Source organism: Caldithrix abyssi DSM 13497, from assembly GCF_001886815.1.
Lineage (GTDB): Bacteria > Calditrichota > Calditrichia > Calditrichales > Calditrichaceae > Caldithrix > Caldithrix abyssi.
In genome coordinates, this window is record NZ_CP018099.1 from 2,473,685 (window position 1) to 2,494,214 (window position 20,530).

The following is a 20,530-nucleotide window of genomic DNA, read 5'->3' on the forward strand; positions in this document are numbered from 1 at the left end:
TGGAAATAAAATGAAACTGATTGTTCTGACCGATATTCACGATCATGTGCTGACCATTGACCGGATTGGCCGCGAGCTGATGGAAGCCGACCTGGTGCTTCTGGCCGGCGATATTACAACCTTTGGCAATGAACGGGATGCAAGGAAAATCATCGAAGCCATCCGCAATTACAATCAGAACCTCCTGGCCGTGCCCGGCAATTGCGATCCGCCGGCGGTTGATTTTTATTTAAAAGAGCTGGGCATCAATCTGGACAATGAATGGCGCGAGATCGATGGTTATTTTTTCTGGGGGCTGGGCGGAGCCCTGCCGGCCCCGGGCAAAACGCCAAACGAATTGAGCGAGGAACAGTACGAGCTGATTTTAAAAAATCTTCGCTTACAAATTCGCCAGCCAGAAAAATTGATCTTATTGGTGCATCAGCCGCCGTTCGGCACACTGGCCGATCGTCTTTCGGATAACCAGCATGTGGGCAGTAAAGCTTTGCGCCGCTTTGTGGAAGAGATGCAGCCGCTGGCCTATTTTACCGGCCACATTCATGAAGGGCAGAGCATTGATTACATCGGCCGGACGGTTATCGTTAATCCGGGACCGTTGCGCATCGGCGGATTTGCAAAAGTGTGTTTAAAGGGAGATGCGGTGGAGGTTGGGTTAGGGGAGAAAAAGGATTGATGATTGATCTCACTAACCGAGTCAATTTGCAGGACTCGGCCTATTTGTTTTGTTAGCGGGACTACTCAGCCACATTGAAATATGTAGTACCAAAATCGCTCCCTGAGCGTAGTCGAAGGGAGCGTAGTCGAAGGGAGCGGAGTCGAAGGGAGCGTAGTCGAAGGAAGCTGAGGCGACGGGAGCACAGTCTAAGGGAACGCTAAATAGGTCATGCCCACCACCGCTCGTTTTGATACGCCCTGCTATCGAAGTACATGAAGGGCGTTAAATCAATCCCGATGGCTCAGTCATAGAGTTATGGTAATACGCGAAAACGGAATTAGCCTCCGCCCCCTGAGCGGAGCCGAAGGGAGCGGAGCCGAAGGGAGCGGAGTCGAAGGGAGCGTAGTCGAAACGAACGTGAGCAGATGAAAAAGATTTCTCTCTTGCACGGAAGGGAGCAGGATGCCGACCAATGCCCCTTTAACCATTTAAATCTGCCTCTCCCGCTGTTGAATAAATTTTGCTCCATCCATTGAATTACAAACAAATCCTGTTTATTTTAGCTTTAACATCTGCGCAGGAAATCCTAAAGGATGAATGTAATCCCGTGAGTAATCGAAAGTCTTTTAAAAGGCGCCTGAATATTGGCGGCATAAATAAAACCAAAAGTTTAAGCGTATTTTGACGAAGGATTATTTAAACGGAATCCATGGGAGAATGAGGCATGAAGTGGCTTAAAAAAACCTTAATCGGCGCCGGACTGGGCGTCTTTGCCGCGCTGCTGGTCTGGTTAATCACCCGTTATACGGCGCATGATCTATTTTACACCTACGAAGCCAAAACCTACGACTGGCGGATTAAAAAGAAGTTTGAGAAACGTCCCACCATTGATGACATCATTATTGTCGATATCGATGAACGGGCCAATCAAAAATTAGGGAAGTATTCGCAGTGGCCGCGTAAATACCATGCGCAGATCGTTGATTTTTTGCATCGTGCGGGCGCCATGGCCATCGGGCTGGATATTTTGTATGACCGGGATATCTGGCAGCCAGATCAGGATCGGGAATTTGTGCGGACCGTGCGCGAAGCAGGAAATGTGTACACGGCCATCTATTTTGCCAAAGCGGATTCCGATAACTGGTTGCCGGTTATGAAGTCTGAACCGGAAGGATTTGAAGCCGAACGTTTTTATTACACCATGCCGCTGGAAAACGCTTCTCGATTCAGAAGAGAAGAGCGCATGGAAAGCCGCTTTGTTGAATTGTTAAATGCCAGCAGGGGGGTGGGACATGTAAATTTTAATGGCGATATTGACGGCATTGTGCGCAGGATCCATCTTTTTACCAATTTTAACCACCATCTTTATCCCACACTTGGATTTAAAATTTTCATGGATGCCCTGGGTGTGGATTCTGTGTTATTTGATGTCCGCAATCAGGTAATGAATTTATATCGAGAAAATGAACGGCTGATGGGCATCCCAACGGACGAATACGGCAATATGTACATTAACTGGGCAGGACCTTTTAAAACGTTTAGATACATTAGTTTTTACGATGTGCTGAAGGCCGAAGAACGCAATTTGCCCCCGGAAATATTTAAAAACAAAATCGTACTCTTAGGCACCTCGCTGGCCGGCTTGTACGATTTAAGAAATGTTCCTTTTCAACGCGCCTTTCCCGGAGTGGAAATTCACGCCAATATTATTTACACGCTTATTAATCAAAACTTTATAACCAAAATGAACGAAAAATCAACGCTTTTATTACTGATACTCATTGGGGTTGTTTTAGGCCTTATTTTAATCAGAACCAAACCCCTGTTTAGCGTTGCTTTTAGCATTGTGCTTGGATTTTTGTACGTCATCGTGGTAACCATCATCTTTTTTGAACAGAATTACTGGATAGAGATTATTGCGCCATTAATGACCATTTTATTAAGCTTTTCATTGATTTATGTGTACCGTTATATTACAGAAGAAAAAGACAAACGTTTTATTCGTTCTACTTTTTCCCATTTTGTTACTAAATCGGTGGTGGATGAACTGCTGGCCAATCCTGAGAAAATCAAATTGGGCGGCGAGAAAAAAGAATGTACGGTTCTGTTCAGCGACGTGGCTGGCTTTACGACCATTTCCGAACAATTAGAGCCGGAAGAACTGGTTCAATTGCTGAATGAATATCTGACCGAGATGACCAATATCGTGTTCAAGTATGACGGTATGCTTGATAAATACGAAGGCGATGCCATTATGGCTGTTTTTGGCGCGCCCATTGAGCGCGGAAATCATGCCTATCAGGCCTGCGCCACGGCCCTGGAAATGCAGGAAAAACTGAGCGCCATGCGGGAGGTATGGAAACGCCAGAATCGACCGGAATTGTACATGCGCATTGGCATCAACACCGGTCCCATGGTTGTGGGAAACATGGGCTCTGAAAGCCGTTTCGATTACACCGTAATGGGAGACGCCGTCAATCTGGGCGCCCGTCTGGAACCGGCCAACAAGATTTACGGCACGAATATCATGATTGGCGAAGGAACGGTCAAAAAAGCAGGAGATACGATAATCGTAAGGCCCCTTGATCTGTTGCGCGTTAAGGGCAAAACCGAACCAGTTTGGGTATATGAATTGGTTGGCCTGAGCGAAAAGGGCTTAAGCGACGACATGTTGCGCGTGATCGATCTGTTCAAAAAAGGTCTGAACCACTACCTCAAACGCGATTGGGATTCGGCCATTAATTACTTTATGCAGGCGCTGGCCATCCGCGAAAATGATGGGCCTTCTCAGTGTTACCTTGAACGGTGTAACTTTTTTAAAGAAAATCCACCGGCGGAAGATTGGGATGGCGTTTATACCCAAACAACAAAATAAGATGCAGCTTTTATTGATCGTTGCGTTTGTCTTCATCTTTGCCTGTACGGTGGAAAAAAACGCAAGCGAAACGCAGCAAGCGCAAAACGATTCTACCATTGTTTTTAAACATTTTAAACTGGCTAATGCGCGTCATGCCTTTCAGCAGGCCATACTCCAATTCGAAAAGCAGAATCCGGGCGTTAAGGTTAAAGAAGAAATCTTGCCATCCAATTCCAATATTCAACACCAGTTTTATGTCACCAGTCTGGAGTCCGGTTCCGCTGATTTTGACGTCTTTTTAATAGATGTGATCTGGGCGCCGGAGTTCAGCCTGGCGGGCTGGCTGGAAGACCTTTCGGCGCTGATTCCTGAAGAGGAACGAATTCAGTTTTTCAGCGCTCCGCTTCGGGCCGATATGTATCAGGGAAAACTTTATGCCGTTCCCTGGTACATTGACGCCGGGGTTTTGTACTATCGAAAAGACCTGTTGCAAAAGTATGGTTTTTCGCCTCCGGTCTCCTTTGATGATCTGGTGCATCAGGCGCAAACCATTTTAAATGGAGAACAGAATCCCACTTTAAATGGCTTTTTATGGCAAGGCAAACAGTACGAAGGGTTGATTTGTACGGCAAACGAGGTGATCTCTGGCTTTGGCGGGAAAATTTTAGATGAAAACGGCCGGGTACGTCTTACAGACAATGCGGTGCGTTCGGCGCTGAACTGGTTAAAAGATTGTATTTATACTCATCGCATCTCTCCGCGTTGGGTGCTTTCTGCTGACGAAGAAAGCACGCGCCTCAGCTTTTTAAACGGGAATGCCGTTTTTTTACGCAACTGGCCCTATTGCTGGACTTTTTTTCAGCGGGAAGAATCAAAAGTGCGGGGAATGGTGGGAACGGCGCCCATGCCTGCTTTGCCCGGTATTAACGGAAAGAGCACTCTGGGCGGCTGGCAGCTGGCCGTAAACCGCTTTTCACAAAAAAAGGAGCTGGCAAAGAGGTTTGTGCGTTTTATGGCCAGTCCCGAGGTGCAGCTGCAGTTCGCCATTCAGGTGGGAACAAAACCGACGCGTAAACCGCTCTATGAAGATCCACGATTGATTAAAGAGCAGCCGTTTATTGTGCAATTATTTCCGATCCTGAAAAATACCGTTCCCCGTCCCGTAACGCCGCTTTATCCGCAAATCTCTCAAATTCTACAAATCGAATTCTCCGCCATTCTTTCCAATATAAGAGCAGTAGAGCCTGCGCTGGAATCGGCCCAAATTCAGATTGAGCATGTTCTGGAAATTGAAAAACTGGCCTTTGATAAAAAGTCAAAATAATTTGTTTTTATTGCGGGAAAAAGTATTTTTGTGATTATGAAGTCAAAATCCATTATCTATTTTCTACTGCCGGCATTGTTGTTAACCTTTTTGGTTACGGTTTTTCCGTTGCTTTATGGATTTGCGCTGGGAATGATGCGCAAGATGCCCGTGTTTGGAATTTCTGAATTCATCGGTCTGGATAATTTCATTTTTCTGTTGCGCGATCCTCGTTTCCAGCAGAGTTTGTGGACCACCCTCAAATTTACTTTGATTTCGGTGCCGCTGGAGCTTTTGCTCGGGCTGGGATTCGCCCTGCTTTTGAGAGAAAAGATTCCCGGCAATGCCCTGCTTAAAATAACGCTGATGATTCCCTGGGCCATTCCCACCGTGGTGTCTGCCAAAATGTGGGAGTGGATCTATAATCCGGAATATGGCGTTTTGAATTATTTGCTGCAGTCGGTCAACCTGTTAAACGAATCGGTGAACTGGCTGGGGCATCCGCTGTGGACGCTGCCGGCCATCATCCTGGCCGATGTCTGGAAAACGGCGCCTTTTGCCGCGCTGCTGATCTACGCCGGTTTACAAACCATTCCAGAAGAACTGTACGAATCGGCCAAAATTGACGGCGCCGGAGCCTTTTGTCGTTTGTTTTACATAACCCTTCCTCTAATTTACCCTATTATTTTAATCGTTGGTATCTTTCGGACGATGGATGCCTTTCGTATTTTTGATCTGATTTACGTCATGACAGGCGGCGGGCCGGCAAACATCAGCGAAACGATGAGCGTTTATGCCTATAAATTGCTTTTTCAGACGCTGCAGTTTGGTTACGGCTCGGCAGTATCCGTGGCCATGTTTTGGATTATTGCTCTATTAAGCGGCGTTTATGTTTATGTCCTGCACCGAAAATTTAAGGTCTTAAGTTAAAATTTATGAACCAAATCCGCACACGCAAAGCCGCAACCAAAATCAACCGCAACGCCCGCAAAGTAATTTTCTCGCAAATTACGCCAAGCATCGCAGAAAATGATTAAACAACCACTGAGAGCGCAGAGAAATCACAAAGGGCGCAAAGAATGTTTTAAATTAAAAATAGTTTCTTGTTTCCCATAATTGCCTTCATCCCCTGCACTCTCTCCCAGAATAAAAGTCTAAGAGAGGGGTACGCTGAGCGTGGAAGATTATTTTCAACGGCGTAAGTGATTCCCGCGCTGGCCAGCTTCGTGCAAATGCGAGAAAAGGAATGACAGGCCGGCGGCCAATCAATTTTGAACCATGATTTACTTGAATTCTGGATTTCCATGATTTGCTTTTTATGTTTACAAAATTTCGCCTTAAAATTGAGCGTAAACTTTCACGAGTGAAAAAAATCAAGTTAATCCTGTAATCTTATTAATCAAGGTTCAAAAACTACCTCAAAACCTCTTAACTTTTTTCTTCTCCAACGTTGGTAATCATTTCCCATATTAGCCTTTTCCTCTCTCTCCTGGAATAAACCTGGGGAGGGGACGCTGAGCGTTGGGAGGTATTTCCAACGCTTTAATTCGTAAAGGATCATTGCAAATGTATGGTCTCCTTTCCATTTTAGCCTCAATATTTTCACATTTTTACCGACAATCAGGATGTAAAACAAAGTTGCATGGGAACAATGGTAGAAAAGTTTAAAATTTTAGCGGTTGACGACAATCCGATTAACTTAAAATTATTATCAAGCGCTTTAATCAATAGCGACTATGAAATTTACACGGCCTCTTCGGGGCAGCAGGCGCTGGAATTGGCCAATTCCGTTCTTCCGGATTTGATCCTTCTGGATGTTATGATGCCGGACATGGATGGGTACGAGGTCTGTAAAAAATTACAGGAAAATAAAAACACTCAATATATTCCCGTCATATTCCTTTCCGCCCGCAACGAAGCTGTCGATAAGGCCAAAGGGCTGGCTTTGGGCGCGGTTGACTATTTGACCAAGCCTTTCAATCCCCTTGAAATAAACGCCCGCGTAAGAACTCATCTCACCTCGCGCAGAGCGGTAATCCGGTTGATGCGCGAAAATCAAAAATTACAAAACGAACTGGAAAAAATTAAGGCTGAAGGAACAAACTCGGAGAAAGAGAAAAAAACAATCGACTATTTGAGGAAAATTGACGGCTACATTTTCCATGTAAAAGAAGAGCAATATGAGCTATTTTCCATGGCTAAAAACGACCGGCAACCCATCACTCGAACCGCCATTCCGGTTAGCCATTCTCCAAAGATGTTAGTATTGTTGCATTACAACGGCTTTAACAAAGACTATCAGACCTTAATTGTAAAACAACTGGTTCAAAAATTTTTAGAAGGATATCTCCTCTCTATTGGCGACGTCGGCGAAATCAATGCCACGGTTTTAACCCAACTGTTTTTAACGCTCTTAGAAAAGTTTTCTCCGGATTTTTATCAGGTGCCTTTTACTTTCGGGTTATCTGTTCTCAATTTTGAAAAACAGAAAATCTATTTTTTGGGATTACATCAGCGCGAACCTTTAGTTATCTTCAAAAACGGGAAGAGTACGCCCCTGTCCGGGAAAAAGATCGATGTAAATTCCGAATTAAGAAATTTCATTACGGCTATCGAAACAGACATGGAACACGACACATGGATTGCCTGGTACCAGAACGACTCAAAGCCTGTGGAAATAGAGCGGTTAAGAACTGTGTTGATGGACGCTCTCGAAAAAAGCGAATTTAATCTGCAACAATTTGTTTTGTTGTTGGATCAACAAATAAAACCTGCTGAGCAAGACGTCTGTTTCTCTGTCATTGAAATAAAACCCTGAACAGGCGATTCTCTCCTGGATCGCAGAACGAAAACTTTACATTCGGTGTTTCTTATTTCTTAACGAACTTTTTACTGTTAAAAATACATTACTTACATCTCACTTAAGTCCATGGCATAAATTATCACTCAAACTTTTAATTGAAGCTTTCTTTTACTGCAGAGAAATGCTGCTTAAAAAAAGAACTTGCAGCACTTCTGCAGAGAGAGACGGATATGGTTCACTATCGCAAAACAAACAACGTAATTTTAATAAAACAAAATTTGGCGTGCTGTTTTCATCCGGACAACTATAATCATCATCTTGAATTAAAGATAGAAAAAGGAAAAAAGTCTTGACTGAAAAAAATTAAATCCATAATTTACTGTTGCAAATTATGGCAAACTATGGCAGGTTGAGGAAATGGATGATCTACTAACGGCCAGGCAGGTACAGGAACTACTTAAAGTCGATCGGACTACAGTTTACCGAATGCTTAAGGATGGCCGTTTAAGCGGTATTAAAATTGGCAAAAACTGGCGTTTTCTGCGCAAAAATATCGATGTCCTTCTTCAGGAACAGTCACATCAGGAAAAAACCACTCTTCTCAAAGCTAAAATTTTTCCCGGTCATTGTATTCAAGGTTTGCAAGATATATTCAGTGAGGTTGCCGGCGTAAGTTGTGTGGCGGTCGATTCTGAAGCGACTTTTCTAACACAGGCGAGCAATCCGAGCCCTTTTTGTCAAAAAATACAGAGTACGCCAGAGGGAAGGGCAGCTTGTCGGCAAAGCTGGAAAAAAATCATTAAAAATAAAAGAAACCATGCGCCATTCCATGTCTGTCATGCCGGTTTGAACTACACCGTCGCCTGCATCCGGATGGCCAATCAGATCGAATCGTATATTTTGTGCGGGCAATTCGTAGAATCTGCTGAGCAAAAAAAGGCCCTTCAAGCGTCCATACCGCAAGTTGCCCAAAAGCTGGGCCTTAAGGAAAAAGATTTAAGGCATTTAGAAGACCAGGTGTATTTATTGACTCCGCGCGTTCGCAAAAATTTAAAACTATGGTTAGAACGTTTAGCCCAATCCTTAATCGATCTAACCAGTGAAAGAAATGATCTGGTAAACAGGTTGCATAAAATTCATCAACTGAGCGCTTTTCAGGAAGAGTAAGTTGTTTTCTCATAAATCTATTATAATGTTTAACCAATCAAAGGAGTTGTTATGAAACGCTTGGGTATTGTGACCTGTTTGTTGATTCTTTTTATGCTTCCGGTTGGCTTGTTTGCCAACGGATTAAGTTTGAACAGCATTGGCCCCAAATCATTGGGTATGGGCGGCGCATTTGTTGGCCTGGCCGATGATTACACCGCTCTTTACTGGAATCCGGCCGGCTTGATCCATTTAGATGGGGCTTATGTGGGGATTTTTGTAACTGATATTATTCCCATGGCTACTTACAAATACGACGCGGTCGGTATTGATGCCAAATCTAAAATTAATCACTACGCCTCGCCCAACCTGATGGGATATTGGACCTGCCGCTTGAACGACAAATTAAAAATGGGCCTGGGCGTTTATGTTCCTGCTGGCTTGGGCGTTGAATGGGAAGGCAAAGATTTAATGGCTTTTACCATGGTAGACGCCAATGGAGACGGGGTTCCTGATACGCCGATGGGCCCGTATGAATGGATGTCTAAAATTGGCGTTGTTAATCTTTCGCCTGCCATTTCTTTTAAAGCAACAGAAAAACTATCTCTGGGGCTGGCGGTCAATATTTTTTATGGTATGTTCGATTTGAAACGTCCGGCCACGCTAAGAGACCCCATGACCGGAGCGGTGGCGGGTTTTGCGCAATATTCAGAAAGCTCCAATGGTTTGGGCTATGGCGTCACGCTCGGCATGCTGTACAAATATTCAGAACGCTTTCATTTTGGATTGAGTTTTAGAACCAAAATGAATGTAACCATGAGCGGGGAGGCAGAAAATCCGGGCATGGCTGCTGCCGGTTTTGCCACTAAAAGCGATTTTGATCGCGATGTGGCCTGGCCCATGTGGATTGGCGGCGGCGTGGCCATTATGCCCACCGATAAATTTACTTTGACTGCCGACCTGCAATGGAGCCAGTGGAAAGAAAGCGAGGAAACGTTTGTTACTAAATTTAAAGACGCTGCATGGAAGGCAGGTAGCGAAGCAACCGGTGAAAATATCTTCCATCTTTACTGGGAAAATGCCCTGCAAATTCGTTTAGGCGCCGAATACAAATTGAACGAAGATATGGCTGTGCGCGGCGGCTGGTATTATGATCCCGCTCCGGCTCCTGATAAAACCTACAATATTCTCTTCCCCAGTATTACCTACAATGCGTTCACCCTTGGCGGCTCTTATCGAATGAGCGCCCTACGTTTTGATGCTGGCTTAGAATATTTATATGGTCAGGAACGTGTGATTGAATCTCCCGGTGAATACAATGCCGTCCCCGGAACGCACAATATGGATATCTTTGCCTTTAGTTTAGGCGTGGGATACCAATTCTAAACGTAAAAATGAGTTAAAAATAGTACACTGCAAATTACAGGGGCTGTCTCAAAAGTCAAAGAAAATGTATTTTTATAAAGTTTTTCTTTCCCTCACCCTCTTTAATTCCCTCTCCCGAAAATCGAGAGAGGTGGAAGGGGGGTGAGGGCTATTGTAAACTTTTCCCTATTTTTTTATAAATATACATTTGGTGTCGCTTTTGAGACACCCTCTATTTTTTTAAAACGACCATTTTAGTCTGCAAAACGCCGCCCGCCCAAAACTGCCGAATTCGCTCAGCGCATTTCCCCCGCTGAAAAAGCCGATGAGGTACAAATCTAAATTAGTAAGCGCCGACCAGGAAACAGAGGGCGCAATGAGGTAAGAACGATCGTTCGGGTTGAACAACGCAAAAACATCCAGCCGCACCAGAGGGTGTAAATCGTAAGCAAATTCCTGAAATAGCGACCAGCGTGAGACGGTTAATAATCCGAGCTGTTGGGCCTGCGTCTGGTATAAACCTGCGTTTTGAGTTAAGCCGCTGCGATTGTAAAGCGCTTCTGTATGAACGTAAAAAGAATTGGAAAAAGCGTAATCGGCCGATAGAACCATTTGCAGCATATTTTTTTTATTGTCGGTTAATGAGGGGAAAAAGGGAATAGGTGGTGGTTGTTTGCCGCTTTTGTAAAGCGCTTCGCTCCAGCGAATTTCTCCGCGAAAACCGGCGTCTTTAACGTACCCGGCCCAGGCCATGCCCAGAGTTTTGCGTTTGTTTTGACTGCCCGCTAAAAAATAAAAATCATATTCGCCGTAATGCGTAGCACACAACAGGGCAAAAGTCTGTTCTTGCGGCGAACGGGCGGGTTGATAGGCCACTTCTAAGCGCGACAGAGAGCCGGTAAAATATTGAAAGCGTAAGGCGTCCGAGCCAGGGCGCTCTTCATAATCGAAATCGAGAATGGAAAGGGGATTGAAAAGATCGATGACATTCCAGACCAGACTGGTGCCCCAGGCAATGCGCTGGCGCCCCGCGGTGAACTGCCATTTTTCTGCGGCATAATCCAGATACAATCTGTCTAATTCAAGATAGCTAAACCACGCCCCGGAATCGATAACTTTTTGACCGAGGTCTATCAAAGGATAATCCTGCGTGATCTGGTTTTTAATAGAAGGTAAGGTCTCGATGCTTTCGGCGTAATACGTTCTCCAGCGCGTTTCCGCGACAAAGGTTAAGCTGGTTGACAGATAAAAGCGGCCGTTCAGGCGGCTGTGAAGCAAGTGATCGTTAAAGCGATTTGGGAAGTAGGGCAGTTTAGTGTTTGAATACAGATATTTCACATAACCGCTAAAGCTGTAGTCAAAAGCGTAAACGCCATCGGGCTTTAGCCAGAGCAGAAATAAAAGTAAAATAACTTTGCCAGGCTTGCCGCACATTTTATGCTTTATGCTCATTGAACCCTCATTCCGTTGAACAGGCGGTCATAAAATCACGCTCTGTGAATTATGGCTCTTTAAGTAGTTTTGTCCTTTTCCACCATACCATCGCACAGGGTAACCACCCTTCTGGCCCGGCGAATGACGCGCGCATCATGGGTTGAAAAAATGAACGTCATATTAAAGTCACGGTTCAACTTTTCCATTAAATCCAGCAAATCATCAGCAGATTTAGAGTCAAGATTGGCGGTCGGCTCGTCGGCCAGAACGAATTGTGGTCGCGAAGCCAGTGCCCGGGCAACGGCGACTCGTTGCTGCTGCCCGCCGGAAAGCTGCCCTGGACGATTGTGCATCCGGTCGGCCAGGCCCACGGCGTGTAGCAACTCTTTAGCCCGCCGCTGACGTTCCTCTTTTGGCACGCCCTGTAACAACATGATGAATTCCACATTTTCCAGCGCAGTAAAAACGGGAATCAGATTGTAAGCCTGAAAGACAAAACCGATATGGTGCAGGCGATATTCCACCAGTTTACTGCCTTTTAACGCGCTTAGCTTAATGCCGTTTACGGTAATTTCGCCTTCGGTGGGGCGGTCCAACCCGCCGATCATGTTTAAAAAGGTGGTTTTGCCGGAGCCGCTGGGCCCCACAATGGCGGTGAATTCGCCTTTTTCGAATTCTATGTTAATATTCTTCAGGGCCTGGACGGGAACGGCCGATGTATTGTAAACTTTGCTTAAATTTTCGATTTTAATCAATACCATGATCACTCTCTCCTTGATGCTGGACCTGGCACACACTTGACACAGGGGGAATAATTTGTTAAATTTTCTACATGCAAATATATGGGAAAATTTTTAGCGAACCAATATTAAAACGTATTAATGCGATCATTGCCCGGCAGCCGCAGATATCTCGTAGGAAATTATCACGAGAGGTATGCGAACTGATGGACTGGAAATCTCCCAATGGGAAATTCCAGGAGATGAGCTGCCGTAAAGCCTTATTAGAGCTGGATCGGCGCGGTTTAATCAAATTACCAGAACGAAAAAAAAGCTATGCTTTTGAAAAAAAGAAAAAGCGTAAGCTTGATGTTCCAATCGCCTCCATTGAAGGCCATTTATCGGTTTTAGGCGAAATTGTAATCGAGCCGATCAAAAGCCGCTACAGCAAGGATTCGCGCGCATGGTTTCAGTTAATAGAGAATTTCCATTACCTTAAAAGCGCAAAACTTTGTGGCGCTCAGATTCGCTATATTGTAAAAAGCGAGAAGTATGGCTATATTGGCGCTTTAGGCTTTAGTTCAGCGACTTATAAATTACGAGCCAGGGATGCCTATATTGGCTGGAGCGAAAAGGCGCGAAGGGAGAATATCCAGTATGTGATCAGTAATGATCGTTTTTTGATCGTACCTACGGTTAAGGTCAAGAATCTGGCTTCATTTCTGTTGAGTAAAGCCTTGCAGCGTATTGGAACCGATTGGGAGAGTCGTTATGGTTATCGCCCGGTTTTGGTGGAAAGTTATGTGGATTCTAGTGTTTTCAAAGGCATCGGTTACCTGGCTTCCAACTGGCTTTATGTAGGAAATACCAGCGGTCGTCGTGACGGTATCGCCAAAAAGGTATTTCTTTATCCATTGCAAAGGAACTGGCGAAAGATTTTGTGTCAGGAGAGTGCGGACGGTTTAGGCCAAGGACGATTAATCAAAGACTCATCGAATTGGGCGGAGCGGGAATTTGGCAGCATTCGCTTATATGACAATCGTCTCAAACAGCGTTTGTACGCCATAGCGGATGACTTTTACAACAAGCCGCAGGCCAACATTCCGGAGGCCTGTGGTGGTAAGGCGCGCACGATGGGCGCCTATCGATTTTTTCAAAACGAGAAGGTAACCATGGATATTATTTTAGATGCACATACCGAGGCGACGATAGATCGCATAAAAGAACACAAGGTGGTTTTAGCGCCTCAGGACACGACCATTTTAGACTACAGCACGCATCCCATGACCAAAGACTTGGGGCCGACAAGCCATATAGATCACCAGAGCATTGGCTTGATTTTACATGATACATTGGCCTTTAGTGAGGATGGCACGCCGTTAGGCGTATTGGATGCCCAGGTATGGGCTCGTGATCCGAAGGATCGAGGCAAGACGCGTCGTCGGAAGGAATTACCCATTGAGCAAAAAGAGAGTATGAAATGGTTACGTAGTTATCGCCGGGTCAACGAGATCGCTAAGTTATGTCCGGAGACGCTTATCGTAAGCGTGGGCGATCGAGAGGCGGATATCTACGAATTATTTCATGAGGCTCAAAGGAAAGATAGCAAGGCAGGACTTTTGGTACGCGTGGGCAAGCGCCGCAATCGCAAAGTGGCCGGAATTGATCTGTGGGATTACATGTCCAGTCAAGAAGAGCGCGGTCAATTTCAAATTCATGTTCCTCGTAGGGGCAATATCAGGGCTCGTGAGGCCAAGATGTCCTTGCGTTATTCGTCGATAGACTTAGAACCGCCGAAACGATTTTCGTCCTCTAAGCCCATTAAGGTGTGGGCTGTTTATATCCGAGAGGTCGATCCGCCAGCTGATATTAAGAGTCCAATAGAGTGGATGTTATTGACCACGGTGTCGGTAGAGAATTTTACTGATGCCTATCAACGAGTGCAGTGGTACACTCGTCGTTGGGGTATCGAGATATATCATCGAACGCTCAAGAGCGGCTGCCGCATAAAAGATCGTCAATTAGGCAGTGCGGATCGTTTAGAGACGGCCTTAGCCGTGGATATGGTTGTAGCCTGGCGCATTTATCATATGACCATGTTAGGTCGTGAAATACCGGATTCGCCGGCGAGCGTATTTTTCAAAGAAGAGGAATGGAAAGCGTTGTATTGCTATGTGCATAAGACGCCCATAGCGCCGGAGGAGCCGATGAGTTTACGAGAAGCCATCCGTATGGTAGGTCAGATCGGAGGCCATTTAGGCAGAAAGAGTGATGGCGAGCCTGGCACAGTAACGCTCTGGCGAGGTATACAGCGATTGGATACGGCAACCGAGATGTATATTATTTTTACTTCAAGCCGAGACGGCCCATAACCCACGGTGCTATGTGTGGGTAAAGGTCAGCTCCTTGATGGTCTATGTTAAAGCGTGCGAATTGCTCTGGCCGGTTCCAGGCGAATGGCCTTAATGGCGGGCATGATGGCCGCGGCGCTGGCTGTAAAAACAATCAGAATGGTTAAATAGGCATACAGTTCAGGCGGTAATGTGGGATAGAGCACCGAGCTTGAACCAAAAAATTCAAGACTGGCTTTGAAAATCGTCAGGTTAATGCCGGTGTGGTTGGTTAAAAAGATGGTCAGGCCGCCAATAATGACGCCCACAAATCCGCCGGTAATGGAAAGCATGATGCTCTCCAGTAAAATCATGGTAAAAACACGCATCCTTTTCATGCCAATGGCCATCAGCATGCCCAGCTCTCGAACGCGATCGACAACGGACATAAACATGGTATTGGTAATGCCAAACAGAACGGCAAATAAAATGAAAACCAGAAAAAAATAGGTGTAAAGAATCATCATGTCAGAAATAAAGGCCGTTTCGGGAGAGCGTTCTTTCCAGGACTCCACCAGCAAGTCAGGAAACCAGCTTTTAAGCAGATTGGTCTTTTCGGTTAATTGACTGGAATTTTTCAGCCGGATGGCGATCTCGTGGATAGCCGGCCGGCCGATATTGCTGACCAGAAATTCACTTTTTAAAAAGACGTGGCTTTCGTCAAAGCGGGAAGATTCTGTTCGATAAATGCCAACGACTCTACAGGCCACGTTAATCAGCTCGCCATCCAGTCCTTCAAAGCCCAGCACCAGCTTGGAGTGCAAACGTAAATTCAGGCGTTGAGCCAGTTTTTGACCGATCACGATGGCGTTCTCTTTTGGAGAATTAAAATAGCTACCGGCCACCAGCCTCTGATAAATTGTGGTTACCTCTTTTTCTTGTTGCGCATTAATGCCGCAAATCTGTACAGGGTATGATGAAGTTGCCGATGACGCCATTCCCAAAAAACGCGTCCGTGCAGAAATACCTGCCAGGCCTTGCACGGTTTTGAGTTTTAGAAGGACCTCCTCCGCCTGCGGAATGAATCTTTGAATACTTTTGTTTTCATCATATTTGGGGTGATGGATTTGAATGTGCGCCAGGTCGCGATCGATGGCCGACTTGACCATGGAATCTCCCAGGGCAACCATCAGTCCGCCAGAAAACAACCCGCCCCACAGGCCAAAAGCAATGGCTAAAATAACGATTAAGCTGCGTGTTTTATTACGCCAGATGTTTTTCCAGGCCAGGGCAAACAGCATGGCTGCCTCCTTTCATGCATGCATCGCTTCGTGCGGCTCCAGTTTTTTAAGGAAAAATACAGGATAGATGAATGTGGCCAGAGCGATCAAAAACACCACCAGCGCCTGATTGAAAAAAATGGTCGGATCGGAACTGAAACTAAAAATCGGCTCAATACCAAATAGTTCAAACGATCGGGCGGCCTCCCCCGTAATACGAATGGGATGACGCGTGAAATACAAGACCAGTGGAAGCGCTCCCAGAATCCCGCTTAAGGCGCCGGCTAAAGAAATGAAAATGATTTCACTCATGGTTACCAGTAATATTCTGCTTTTTTTCATCCCAACGGCAATTAAAATGCCGAATTCTTTTCGCCGTTCGTTAATCATCATCAAAATGGTGCCAAACAGACCAAAGGCAATCACAACGTACAAAATGGCCAACATCAGCATGCCCGAAACATTATCCAGTTGAATGCTCTGATATAATTCCGGCAACATGGTCTGCCAGTCGATAACGCGGTAATGCTGCGGTATGATTTTCAGAAGCTGACTTCTGGCCTGATTGAGATGGCGATTCCCGTCTAACAGCACCACCACGGAAGTAATCCGTCCGGGCATCAAAAAAATATCCTGCGCCGTTTTTAAAGGCAAATAAACCATGGTGTTGTTTAATTCCCGGATGGGATATTGGACAATGCCTTTTATGGGTAAAAGAGCGGCCGCGATTTGGCCGTGGTAGGCCTGACCGTAAAGAACCAGACTGTCGCCGATGGCAAGACCCAGCATCCGCGCCAGCCCCTGACTGATAATGGCCGCATATTCGTCTTCATTTAAAAAAGAACCTTCTACCAGCCGTGAACGCAATCCTGTTGTTTGATCTTCTCGCGAGGGGTCAATGCCAATCACCTGCCCGACGCGCGTTGTGTTTCCGAAAGAGAGCAGGGTAAAGGCCTCCAGACGGGGCGTAACGCCCATCACGTGCGAAAGAGCGCTCAGGCGGTCAAAATTCAGGCTATCCTGAACCATCGAGTTTTCCAGAGAACGTTTTTCCCAGTATTGAGGATTCTGGATCTGCAGATAACCGGAATAAAACCTGGCTGTGGAATGGATCATATAATCATACGACCCGAGCTGCATAGAGCGCGTATTGACGGCTGTGATAACGGCAAAAAAAACCGAAGCCACGGCAATTAAAGTCCGTTTTTTGTTGCGCCAGATATTACGCCAGCTTAACTGAATGTACATGGTTGCTCTCTTTCAATCATCCGACTAATTCCTACCCCACAAGACCATATTAACCCAGGCCTCAATTCGTGTCGTAGGTATCCTTCGTATAATTCATGTTTCGGTTTTTTTGCTCTACCTCACGCGTTTCATGTTTTGTTGAGAAAAGAAGGACGGATTGAGTTTAATATTAAATTTAAGCTTTTGATATTCCAGAATCGTTTTTTGTCCCGGTTTGTTATGGGGAATCAATTCCAGATGGGTGGGAATGATCCGATCATCCATTTTTTTGACCTTGCTGGCCACCATGGTTTTGACCAGCGGTCCGTCTTCATCGTAATATTCCGTTTTAAGAAATAAATAATCTTTTTTAGATATCCAGGAGAGTAATTTTCCCCATACCACATTGGCTTCAGGTTTTGGCAGCGATTGAATGACATAACAGTCGTATCCGGCAAATGTGTCCTGCCGGATGATCTTATGGAAGTAATCTTCGACCATAGAAGATTCGCGCACCAGATCATCATTGGTAAAATCGGAACCCATCCACGATTGCATCATCATGGATGGCGGTATTTTGATCATGCGCCGAATGGAAGGAATCCAGTTCCAGACTTCGCGCTTGCGTTTTAAAGTTACCGTTCCTCTATCGCGCGCCGGGCTGGTGATTAAGATCAGGGCATAATCGGGCTCCAGCGCCCAGATTTTCATGGATAAAGAGCGTGACCAATTCGGCTTTACAACCGTTAAGGTCGCTTCGGCATACGAAGACCGCCCCCTGAATTTATCGTTTGCTTTCTTTACGATCTTTTTAGCCTGCTCATCTGCGTACAGAGAAAAAGCCGTTAACAGAATTAAAATCCAGCTTAAATAAACCGTTTTCATATTATCCGTCCTTTGTGTTATGGTGCAGGCACGATAAAAACAATCCGTTATTGCTCTTTGCCATGCCCGGCGTTTCAAAGCTCATCCTATCCTCAGCGGTAATCGCTGTAAGGCAAAATGCATGGCCGGCCGGCGCCTGCTATCTTCCAGACATCGGCATAGGTGTTTTACCGATCTGCCAAAAAAATATAGCGAACAAATTTATGGAATGCAATTAAGGGAACGTTTTTGTCTCCCGCCGGTAAAGAATAGGTATTACACAACAAACGAAAAAATCCAAATGTTAAACCTTTAGGGTGAGAAAAGTACTATGGTTTTTAAAATGAGTGATTTCTTTGGGAAAGCCAATTAAACAATCTGTTTTACGCATAATTTTTAAAAATAATTACGGCTGAAATTATTTAAAAATTAAATTTGACAGGGAATAATTGCCTTGTTAAATTGCGTTTTTCTAAATGCGACAAAATGAGTCGCATTTTTTAAAAGTTAAATCAGACTGAAAAAGTCGTATTTATGATGAAGTTTAGTAAAAGAGTGGAATATGCATTGATCGCCATGGTTGAGCTGGCGCGTTACAGAGAAGTTGATCACCTGGTGACAGCCCGGCGGCTGGCCAGGGAGTATCGCATTCCCCAGGAAATTTTGAGCAAGGTATTGCAAAAACTGGCAAAGATCGGTTTATTGCAATCGGTTCAGGGCGTAAAAGGCGGTTATACGTTAGCCCGTAAGATAGAACAAATAAATATGCTGGAAGTGGTGGAATCGATCGACGGCCCCTTTCATCTGGTTGCTTGCCATACGGGTCGTCCTTGCGATTGTGATCAGTTTTTATTTTGTAATATTCAGACTCCCATGCAATATGTTCAGGAAGAATTCATGCAATTATTAAGGAATATCAGTTTAAAGGATTTGTTGACGCGTATGAAAGGAGATTTCTCCTGGGTTTATCGGGAACAATATGAAAACGCCAAAGATCATTTTGAGCAAAAACAGCTTAAAAAAGGCCAGTTTGTTAAACCAAACATGTAACAATCAGAAGTTAAATATTAATAAAAATGAGGTGAGATGATGAGTGACGAGAAAAAAATAATCGAAGAGATCACCAAAAAAGAATATAAATATGGATTCGTAACCGATATCGAAGCCGATGAGTTGCCGCTGGGGTTAAATGAGGATATCGTTCGCGCGATTTCAAAGAAAAAGAACGAACCCGAGTTTATGACTGAGTGGCGGTTAAAGGCCTATCGGCACTGGCTGAAAATGGAAGAGCCGCACTGGCCCAAGGTAAAATATCAACCGATTGATTATCAGGCCATTCGCTATTACTCCGCTCCCAAGAGCACGCCCAAATACAAAAGTCTGGACGAGGTTGATCCCGAATTGTTGAAGACTTACGAAAAATTGGGCATTCCGCTGGAGGAGCAAAAGATGCTGGCCGGGGTTGCTGTGGATGCGGTGTTTGACAGCGTTTCTGTAGCCACCACATTCAAGGAAAAGCTGAATGAGATGGGCATTATCTTTTGTCCCATGTCCGAGGCCATCCAGAACTATCCGGAGCTGGTTCAAAAATATTTAGGATCGGTTGTCCCTTACACCGATAACTTTTTTGCGGCTTTAAATTCTGCCGTGTTTAGCGACGGCTCGTTTGTTTACATTCCAAAAGGCGTGCGTTGTCCCATGGAACTTTCTACCTATTTCAGGATTAATGCAGCCCAGACCGGTCAATTTGAGCGCACGTTGATTGTGGCCGATGAAGGCGCCTATGTGAGCTATCTGGAAGGGTGTACGGCGCCCATGCGCGATGAAAACCAATTGCACGCCGCGGTGGTGGAGCTGGTGGCTTTAAAAGACGCCGAGATCAAATACTCCACCGTACAAAACTGGTATCCGGGCGACGAAGAAGGCAAGGGCGGCATCTTCAATTTTGTTACCAAGCGCGGTATTTGTTACGACAATGCTAAAATTTCCTGGACGCAGGTGGAAACGGGATCGGCCATTACCTGGAAATATCCCAGCGTCATTTTAAAAGGAGATAATTCGGTTGGCGAATTTTATTCCGTGGCTTTGACCAATAATTATCAGCAGGCCGACACCGGCACCAAGATGATTCACCTGGGCAAAAACACGCGAAGCACCATTGTTTCTAAAGGCATTTCTGCCGGCAAAAGCGACAACTCCTATCGCGGTCTGGTTAAAGTGGGCAAAAAGGCAACCAATGCGCGTAATTTTTCGCAATGCGATTCTTTGCTGATTGGCGACAAGTGCGGGGCGCATACGTTCCCTTACATTGAGGTGCAAAACACCACGGCCAAAGTGGAACACGAGGCTACCACTTCCAAAATAGGCGAAGATCAGATATTTTACCTCAATCAGCGCGGCATCTCTACTGAAGACGCCATTTCCATGATTGTTAATGGGTATTGCCGGGAAGTGTTTAAAGAATTGCCCATGGAGTTTGCCGTGGAAGCACAAAATCTATTGAGTATTAGTTTAGAAGGTAGCGTTGGTTAAAAATTTAGAAAGGAA

The 20,530-nt window shown here is 45.2% G+C and carries 15 protein-coding genes; 10 read left to right on the forward strand and 5 right to left on the reverse strand.

What is annotated here, in order from left to right; translation table 11 throughout:
• Positions 1–10: 10 nt before the first annotated feature.
• The 7 genes from Cabys_RS09590 to Cabys_RS09620 all read left to right on the forward strand — a co-directional run bounded on the left by Cabys_RS09590 (position 11) and on the right by Cabys_RS09620 (position 10,150).
• On the forward strand, positions 11–673 hold the full coding sequence (locus Cabys_RS09590; protein ID WP_006930136.1) for a metallophosphoesterase family protein: 663 nt from the start codon (positions 11–13) through the stop codon (positions 671–673).
• A gap of 706 nt (positions 674–1,379) precedes the next feature.
• A complete protein-coding gene (locus Cabys_RS09595) occupies positions 1,380–3,530 on the forward strand; it encodes a CHASE2 domain-containing protein (RefSeq protein WP_006930137.1) in 2,151 nt (716 codons plus the stop codon).
• Position 3,531: 1 nt separating this feature from the next.
• Positions 3,532–4,836, forward strand: coding sequence for an ABC transporter substrate-binding protein (locus Cabys_RS09600; RefSeq protein ID WP_169833705.1), 1,305 nt, complete (start codon positions 3,532–3,534; stop codon positions 4,834–4,836).
• Between the two features lie 36 nt (positions 4,837–4,872).
• On the forward strand, positions 4,873–5,745 hold the full coding sequence (locus Cabys_RS09605; RefSeq protein WP_006930139.1) for a carbohydrate ABC transporter permease: 873 nt from the start codon (positions 4,873–4,875) through the stop codon (positions 5,743–5,745).
• Between the two features lie 712 nt (positions 5,746–6,457).
• Positions 6,458–7,633 (forward strand): response regulator, encoded by a 1,176-nt coding sequence (locus Cabys_RS09610; protein ID WP_081475103.1) that lies wholly within the window; start codon positions 6,458–6,460, stop codon positions 7,631–7,633.
• A gap of 402 nt (positions 7,634–8,035) precedes the next feature.
• Positions 8,036–8,785 (forward strand): PocR ligand-binding domain-containing protein, encoded by a 750-nt coding sequence (locus Cabys_RS09615; RefSeq protein ID WP_006930141.1) that lies wholly within the window; start codon positions 8,036–8,038, stop codon positions 8,783–8,785.
• 51 nt (positions 8,786–8,836) lie between these two features.
• A complete protein-coding gene (locus Cabys_RS09620; protein ID WP_006930142.1) occupies positions 8,837–10,150 on the forward strand; it encodes an OmpP1/FadL family transporter in 1,314 nt (437 codons plus the stop codon).
• Between the two features lie 219 nt (positions 10,151–10,369).
• On the opposite strand, the gene Cabys_RS09625 is transcribed toward Cabys_RS09620, so the two are convergent.
• Both Cabys_RS09625 and Cabys_RS09630 read right to left on the reverse strand, forming a co-directional pair.
• Positions 10,370–11,581 (reverse strand): hypothetical protein, encoded by a 1,212-nt coding sequence (locus tag Cabys_RS09625; protein WP_006930143.1) that lies wholly within the window; start codon positions 11,579–11,581, stop codon positions 10,370–10,372.
• 59 nt (positions 11,582–11,640) lie between these two features.
• Positions 11,641–12,324: an ABC transporter ATP-binding protein gene (locus Cabys_RS09630; protein WP_006930144.1), complete on the reverse strand. Its 684-nt coding sequence runs from the start codon at positions 12,322–12,324 to the stop codon at positions 11,641–11,643.
• A 71-nt stretch (positions 12,325–12,395) separates the two neighbouring features.
• Between Cabys_RS09630 and Cabys_RS09635 the strand changes: the two genes are divergently transcribed.
• Complete coding sequence (locus Cabys_RS09635) at positions 12,396–14,654, forward strand: IS4 family transposase (protein ID WP_006929874.1); 2,259 nt, start codon at positions 12,396–12,398, stop codon at positions 14,652–14,654.
• A 47-nt stretch (positions 14,655–14,701) separates the two neighbouring features.
• On the opposite strand, the gene Cabys_RS09640 is transcribed toward Cabys_RS09635, so the two are convergent.
• The 3 genes from Cabys_RS09640 to Cabys_RS09650 all read right to left on the reverse strand — a co-directional run bounded on the left by Cabys_RS09640 (position 14,702) and on the right by Cabys_RS09650 (position 18,004).
• Entirely contained in the window at positions 14,702–15,913 is a 1,212-nt protein-coding gene (locus Cabys_RS09640) for an ABC transporter permease (protein WP_006930145.1), read from the reverse strand.
• 12 nt (positions 15,914–15,925) lie between these two features.
• Positions 15,926–17,140 (reverse strand): ABC transporter permease, encoded by a 1,215-nt coding sequence (locus Cabys_RS09645; RefSeq protein ID WP_006930146.1) that lies wholly within the window; start codon positions 17,138–17,140, stop codon positions 15,926–15,928.
• 114 nt (positions 17,141–17,254) lie between these two features.
• The gene (locus Cabys_RS09650) at positions 17,255–18,004 is read right to left on the reverse strand and encodes an outer membrane lipoprotein-sorting protein (RefSeq protein ID WP_006930147.1); all 750 of its coding nucleotides are present in this window, start codon (positions 18,002–18,004) and stop codon (positions 17,255–17,257) included.
• A 513-nt stretch (positions 18,005–18,517) separates the two neighbouring features.
• On the opposite strand from Cabys_RS09650, the gene Cabys_RS09655 reads away from it, so the two are divergent.
• Positions 18,518–19,033 (forward strand): RrF2 family transcriptional regulator, encoded by a 516-nt coding sequence (locus Cabys_RS09655; RefSeq protein WP_071777822.1) that lies wholly within the window; start codon positions 18,518–18,520, stop codon positions 19,031–19,033.
• A 39-nt stretch (positions 19,034–19,072) separates the two neighbouring features.
• Positions 19,073–20,515 carry a Fe-S cluster assembly protein SufB gene (gene sufB, locus Cabys_RS09660; protein WP_006930149.1) on the forward strand — a complete coding sequence of 481 codons (1,443 nt, stop codon included), beginning with the start codon at positions 19,073–19,075 and terminating at the stop codon, positions 20,513–20,515.
• Positions 20,516–20,530 lie beyond the last annotated feature (15 nt).

Bases quoted from the DNA above. Each gene is read 5' to 3' on its own strand.
- Cabys_RS09635 (WP_006929874.1), top strand. From the start codon at position 12,396: ATGCAAATATATGGGAAAATTTTTAGCGAACCAATATTAAAACGTATT.
- Cabys_RS09615 (WP_006930141.1), top strand. From the start codon at position 8,036: ATGGATGATCTACTAACGGCCAGGCAGGTACAGGAACTACTTAAAGTC.
- Cabys_RS09610 (WP_081475103.1), top strand. From the start codon at position 6,458: ATGGGAACAATGGTAGAAAAGTTTAAAATTTTAGCGGTTGACGACAAT.
- Cabys_RS09630 (WP_006930144.1), bottom strand. From the start codon at position 12,324: ATGGTATTGATTAAAATCGAAAATTTAAGCAAAGTTTACAATACATCG.
- Cabys_RS09620 (WP_006930142.1), top strand. From the start codon at position 8,837: ATGAAACGCTTGGGTATTGTGACCTGTTTGTTGATTCTTTTTATGCTT.
- Cabys_RS09595 (WP_006930137.1), top strand. From the start codon at position 1,380: ATGAAGTGGCTTAAAAAAACCTTAATCGGCGCCGGACTGGGCGTCTTT.
- Cabys_RS09655 (WP_071777822.1), top strand. From the start codon at position 18,518: ATGATGAAGTTTAGTAAAAGAGTGGAATATGCATTGATCGCCATGGTT.
- Cabys_RS09645 (WP_006930146.1), bottom strand. From the start codon at position 17,140: ATGTACATTCAGTTAAGCTGGCGTAATATCTGGCGCAACAAAAAACGG.
- sufB (WP_006930149.1), top strand. From the start codon at position 19,073: ATGAGTGACGAGAAAAAAATAATCGAAGAGATCACCAAAAAAGAATAT.
- Cabys_RS09605 (WP_006930139.1), top strand. From the start codon at position 4,873: ATGAAGTCAAAATCCATTATCTATTTTCTACTGCCGGCATTGTTGTTA.
- Cabys_RS09625 (WP_006930143.1), bottom strand. From the start codon at position 11,581: ATGAGCATAAAGCATAAAATGTGCGGCAAGCCTGGCAAAGTTATTTTA.
- Cabys_RS09650 (WP_006930147.1), bottom strand. From the start codon at position 18,004: ATGAAAACGGTTTATTTAAGCTGGATTTTAATTCTGTTAACGGCTTTT.
- Cabys_RS09600 (WP_169833705.1), top strand. From the start codon at position 3,532: ATGCAGCTTTTATTGATCGTTGCGTTTGTCTTCATCTTTGCCTGTACG.
- Cabys_RS09640 (WP_006930145.1), bottom strand. From the start codon at position 15,913: ATGCTGTTTGCCCTGGCCTGGAAAAACATCTGGCGTAATAAAACACGC.
- Cabys_RS09590 (WP_006930136.1), top strand. From the start codon at position 11: ATGAAACTGATTGTTCTGACCGATATTCACGATCATGTGCTGACCATT.